1 protein-coding gene and 2 pseudogenes are annotated in these 5325 nt (G+C 30.7%); 2 read left to right on the forward strand and 1 reads right to left on the reverse strand.

Translation table 11 applies throughout. The features are described 5' to 3' along the window. Both KHW44_RS06065 and KHW44_RS06070 read left to right on the forward strand, forming a co-directional pair. Window positions 1-3253: pseudogene (locus tag KHW44_RS06065) on the forward strand (LPXTG cell wall anchor domain-containing protein); the annotation flags it as partial. Between the two features lie 183 nt (window positions 3254-3436). Then, window positions 3437-4670, forward strand: a pseudogene (locus KHW44_RS06070) (IS256 family transposase). A 248-nt stretch (window positions 4671-4918) separates the two neighbouring features. Here KHW44_RS06070 and KHW44_RS06075 read toward each other — a convergent pair. Next, a partial coding sequence (locus KHW44_RS06075) for an IS3 family transposase (protein WP_304067211.1) occupies window positions 4919-5325 on the reverse strand: 407 nt, incomplete at its 5' end.

A 5325-nucleotide genomic window follows, 5' to 3' on the forward strand; every position in this document is an offset into this window, starting at 1 on the left:
AGAGCATTTTATTAGAGGTATCTTAAACTCTAAGAGAAATGACGCTAAGGGTATAAAATCTTCTAAGCTAAAAGTTATGGGAGATTTGAAATGGGATGGCCTTATTTACAATCCTAGAGGAAGAGAAGAAGGCGCTAATGATGATAATAATAACCAAGACTTGGAAACAAAACTTAGGGGTCAATTTGAACCAATAGCAGAAGGCCAATATTTCTATAAATTCAAATATAGATTAACAAAAGATTATCCATGGCAAGTTTCTTATATACCAGTAAAAATTGACAATACAGCTCCAAAAATTGTCGATGTTGATTTCTCTAATCCAGACAAAATCAAATTAATAGCAAAAGATACCTACCACAAGGTAAAAGATAAGTACAAAAACGAAACCTTGTTTGTAAGAGATCAAAAGAACCATCCAGATAAATTTGAAGAAGTAGCCAACGAAGTATGGTATGCAGGTGCAGCTATAGTTGACGAGAATGGCGATGTTGAAAGAAACCTTGATGTTAAATATGCAGGAGAAGGCGAAGGTAGAAATAGAAAGCTTGATAAAAATGGAAATACTATCTATGAAATTAGCGGAGCTGGAGATTTAAGGGGAAAAATCATCGAAGTAATCGCCCTAGATGGTGCAAGTAACTTCACCAAAATCCATAGGATTAAATTTGATAATAAAGCTGATGCAAAAGGAATGATTTCTTATTACCTAGTAGATCCTGACCAAGATTTTTCTAATTACAAAAAACTAGGAGAAATTTCCGAAGATAAACTCAAAAATGCAAAGAGTACAGAAGTCGTAGATAAAGTAGAAGAAAAGAAAGACAGGGTAGAGGAAAATACTATCGAAGAAGCTTCAAGACTTGAGCTAGACAAAGAAATCTCTACAGTAAGAAATTTTGAAAATAAAGACCTAAAGAAACTAATTAAAAAGAAATATAAGCAAGAAGACGACTATGTAAATGGTGGAAAAAGAACAGTAGAACTTGATTATCAATATGATGAAAATGGAAATATAAAAGCCTATGAAGATGGAAGTGCTCTAGAATATGAAACTGAGAAACTTGATGATGTTAAATCAAAGGTTGGTGGAGTATTAAGCCCATCTAAGGATGGTCATTTTGAAATTCTTGGAAGAGTAAGTAATGTATCAAAAGATGCTAAGGCTTACTATGGTAATGACTTTAAATTAATAGAAATTAAGGCAAGTAAATACGACCCACAAACAAAAACTCTAACCTTTGACTTATTTGCAAACACAAATGATGTAGTTGATGGTCTATCCTTTACAGGAGATATGAACATTATCGTAAAAGATAAGGATCAAACAAAAGCTAAAACTATAATAAGGATGCCAGAAAAGAAGGATGAAGCAGAGGAAGCTTCACCATATGCTTCAAGCTACGGAAATATTATCGAACTAGGTGAAGGTGAGCTTACAAAACAAAAACCACAAGATCCAAGCAAGATGGATACAAACAAGATGTTCTTCGATCAAGAAAAGGGTCAATATGTATTAAATGATAATATGATTGTAAGAAAGGGATATGCCCTAAGAGTTACTACATTTAACCCAGGAAAAACTGACATGCTCGATGGCAATGGAGTTTATAGCAAGGCAGATATAGAAAAAATCCAAAAGACTGCCCCTAACATCAAGGTCCTATCACAAAAAACAATCTACTGTGATAGTAGAAATGTTCAAGATGGAAGAAGCGCTCAATCGGTTCTTATGTCAGCATTGGATGGTTTTAATATAGTTAGATACCAAGTATTCAAATTCAAAACTAATGATAAGGGAGAGGCTATAGATAAGGATGGAAAGCTTGTAGATGATCCTTCTAAACTAGTTCTTCTTGGCAAAGATGGCAAGGAATATATCGGAGATGATAAATCAAACGTTGAAGCCATTAAAGAAGACGGTGCAATGCTATTTATCGATACAAAGCCTGTGAATCTATCAATGGATAAAAATTACTTTAATCCTTCTAAATCTAATAAGATTTACGTAAGAAATCCAGAATTTTATCTAAAAGGAAAAATTTCTGATAAAGGTGGATTTAACTGGGAAATGAGAGTTAATGAGTCAGTTGTAGATAATTATTTAATATATGGTGATTTACACATTGACAATACAAGAGACTTTAATATAAAACTTGATGTAAAAGATGGGGATATCATGGATTGGGGAATGAAAGATTATAAGGCAAATGGATTCCCAGATGAAGTTAAAGATATGGACGGAAATGTATTCTTAAAAACAGGTTATTCTTCAATGAACGCAAAGGCGGTAGGAGTTCACTATCAATTCTTATATGATAATGTAAAACCTACAGTTGAGATGAGCGAAGATGGTAAAATATCTATTGAATATGCAAAAAATAAATTTATTAAATTTAACATATTTGATAAAAGAAATAATAACAAAGATGGAGAAATACAAGAACAACACATCTATGTAAATGGAAAAGAATACAAATCACTAGATGATATTAAAGACATCAAAGATAGTGAATTAAAAATCAAATTTGTAGTAAAAGACTTTGCAAGAAATACTACAGTAAAAGAATTTAACTTAGACAAAAATACTGGAACGGTAGAGCTTATCAAGCCAGAAAAAGTCAAGCTTACTATAGATAATAAGGAAAATGAACTAGTAAAAGGTGAAGATTTCGTTCTTCCAGCTTATAATGGAGAAGTAGCAGAAGGATATCAATTTGATGGCTGGGAAATTTCAGGAGTAAAGGACAAAAAAGAATCAGGTTATGTTTTGTTCGTAACAAAAGAAACAACAATAAAGCCAACTTTTAAGAAAATTAAGGTAAAAGAACAAGAAGAAAACAAACCTACATTCGATATTAATAAGAAAAAGGAAACGTCTCAAGAAAATACTTGCCAACCAAAAGAAACAGAAGATTCAACAGACGTATCAAGTGACGATAATTCAAATCAATCGGATTTAGCTAATGATACTGAAGTTAAAATTTCTGATGATAAAAAAAATAGCTCTGAAACAAATGAAAAAGACTCCGTTACAACAGTTGAAATCAACAAGACTACTGACAAAACAAATTCACCTAATAAAATTGATAAAAGCAGAAATATTAAAGGTAATGCGATTAGAAAAAATCAGCATATATTACCAAAAGCTGGGAATATTAGCGAAATCTTAATGATGTCGGCAGCAGGATTTATGTCAGTAGCAGGTGCATTCTTTGGATTTAAGAAAAAAGACAAAAACGAAGAGAAATAATAGTATAGCAATACAAAAGTTTTAGTTTTTAAGATTAAAAGAGTGTGAGATAATTTGCGTATCAACTCTTAACAGAGACTGTGAAATAGTTTGTGTATAGAATCCTCCTGATATAATAATAATCAGGAGGATTTTAAAATTCCAAGAAAAAGACCAGAAACAAGACTCAACAAAATATCTAAGATGTTAATCGAAGAGTATCAACCAGAAACAGTACAAGATCTTCAAGAAGCTTTGAAAGCTCTTCTAGGCGACACAATGGAGCAAATGTTAAAAGCAGAGTTAGATGAACATCTAGATTATGAATATGGTGAAAAACCACTGTCATTAAACACAAGAAATGGCTCAAGCAAAAAAACAGTTAAATCATCCTATGGAAACATAGACCTAAACATCCCACGAGACAGAGAAGGATCCTTTGAACCACAAGCATTGAAAAAATATCAAAAAGACATATCAAACATAGAAAACCAAATAATATCTATGTATGCAAAAGGAATACCCTCGCCTAATAATATCATAAACTCATTTCATTCGTTGGATATTATTGGCTGGGGAAGGCCCTGACAACAAGAGACATATCAACACACATAAAAGAAATCTATGGATTTGAAATATCAGAATCCATGGTAAGCAAAATAACAAATAAAATACTACCAACTATTGAAGAATGGCAAAATAGGCCACTAGAAAAAGTATATCCATTTGTATTTTTAGATGCAATACACTATCATGTAAGAGAAAATAACATAGTAGTAAAAAAGCAGTATATATAGCACTAGGATACAATACCGAAGGATACAAAGAAATCCTTGGAATGTGGGTTGGAGAAAATGAATCAAGTAAATACTGGCTATTGGTATTAAATCAATTAAAAGAACGAGGATTAGAAGATATATTAATAGTTTCAACAGATAATTTATCAGGATTTAGCCAAGCAATAGAAAGTGTATATCCAAAAACAGAAATTCAAAAATGCATAATTCATCAAATAAGAAATTCAACAAAATTCGTATCATATAGAGATATAAAAGATCTAATGAAAGACTTAAAAACAGTATACAAAGCATTAACAGAAAAACTAATACTAAGTAATATAGATATATTTGAAGAAAAATGGGGCAAAAAATACCCAATGTGTGTAAATTCATGGAGAAACAATTGGGCTGAATTAGCAACATATTTCAAATATCCAAAAGGAATAAGAAAACTAATATATACAACAAATAGCATAGAAAATTTTAATAGACGACTTAGAAAAGTAACAAAAAACAAAACAATATTTCCAAGCGACTACGCCCTACAAAAAATCTTGTATCTAGCAATGGTAGATGCTTCAAGTAAATGGACGAGTAGAATAAGAGGATGGGATCAAATATTGTCACAACTATCAATATTTTTTGAAGGTAGAATCTAAATTTTGCCATAAAGATAATAAAAAATTCAATTAGGCAAAAAAGGGAGATTTTGAAAAATCTTGACCTTTTAGTTTAATTGTGCCAAAATTATGTTACAAATATCTGAACTTTCAGATTTTAGTAATAAAAGTATATTTAAAAAAAATAAAAAATATCAGCTCACAACCTATAAGGAGGAGCTGATACACAAAACTTTTCACATACCCTACCTATGTCAGTTGTAATTTGTGTGTATGGTTTTTCTACTTTAAAGTTTCTTTTTATTTTGTTGTCTGCTATTTTTCCTACTTGTCCTTTGTAGGATGAGTATTTTCTTGATTTTCTTGAAAAATTTTTTATTTGAAGTTTTAGTTTTTTGAACTAATCTTTGTACTTTCTTTTTGTTTATTTTTAGTCCTAATCTTTTTAACATCGCAGTTATTCTTCTGTATCCATAGTTTGGATTTTCTTTTCTAATTTTGAGTATTTTGTTTTCTATTTCGATATCTTTATTTGGTCTATTTAAGCGTTTTTGCCAATACATATATGTTGATTTTGGAAGATTGAAGTATTTTAACAAGTCTTTTAATTTGTATTTACTTCTTAAAAGACCGATTGTTTCAGTAATTGTCTTATTTCTGCATCTGTCATTTGAGATAATTCTATCTTTTTTTT

Origin of the sequence: Finegoldia magna (assembly GCF_018371055.1) — a bacterium.
Taxonomy (GTDB): domain Bacteria; phylum Bacillota; class Clostridia; order Tissierellales; family Peptoniphilaceae; genus Finegoldia; species Finegoldia magna_I.